Below are 210 nucleotides of genomic sequence, written 5' to 3' on the forward strand. Positions count from 1 at the left end.
TGCTAAGCATTAAAAAAGGGTGACCACTTCTATTGGGTACCCTGTTTGCTTTTAGCCACTTTAATTAGTACTTATCACGCTCGCGGTAAATGCGTTTATTTTCTTCTTTGGTAAGCGGTATTACCTCTGTTTTAGAGAGATAGTCTTGCTGTGCTTTATTGTTTTTAATATCAACTAATACCAGCAAATTACCTAAACCAAGCTATGCAC

At 36.7% G+C, this 210-nt stretch carries 1 pseudogene; it reads right to left on the minus strand.

Annotation, left to right across the window (positions count from 1 at the left end):
* Positions 1-64: 64 nt before the first annotated feature.
* Positions 65-202, minus strand: a pseudogene (locus V6260_RS19415) (RDD family protein); the annotation flags it as partial.
* Between the last annotated feature and the right edge of the window lie 8 nt (positions 203-210).

It is taken from the genome of Pseudoalteromonas aliena (genome assembly GCF_038155085.1).
GTDB lineage: Bacteria > Pseudomonadota > Gammaproteobacteria > Enterobacterales > Alteromonadaceae > Pseudoalteromonas > Pseudoalteromonas aliena_A.